General features: G+C 66.0%; 1 protein-coding gene. It reads right to left on the minus strand.

Annotation, left to right across the window (positions count from 1 at the left end):
• Nucleotides 1-250 (minus strand): hypothetical protein (locus tag RYX56_RS24185; protein WP_317124360.1); only part of this gene is annotated, 250 nt, incomplete at both ends.

Raw genomic sequence — 250 nt, forward strand, 5'->3', positions numbered from 1 at the left:
CTACCACGCGGCCGGTGGTGAGGTGCAGCTCGTACCGCTGGGGCGTGCTGCCATCAGGCAATGTCGCAGCCGCCAACGCGGCCCCGGCCAGGCCAAACGCCGGGCCCATTACCGCCCGGGTCATCATTTCGTCGGGCTCAGGGTTGCGGAAACCGGTAAACGCATAGTCAGCGCCAGCCGCCTCCAGCGGGAAGTAATGGTTGCGGTAACGGATGTACACGGTCTGCCCGTCGCTGATGCCCCAGGCTTT

Origin of the sequence: Alkalihalophilus lindianensis (genome assembly GCF_032843265.1) — a bacterium.
GTDB lineage: Bacteria > Bacillota > Bacilli > Bacillales > Bacillaceae_D > Alkalihalophilus > Alkalihalophilus lindianensis.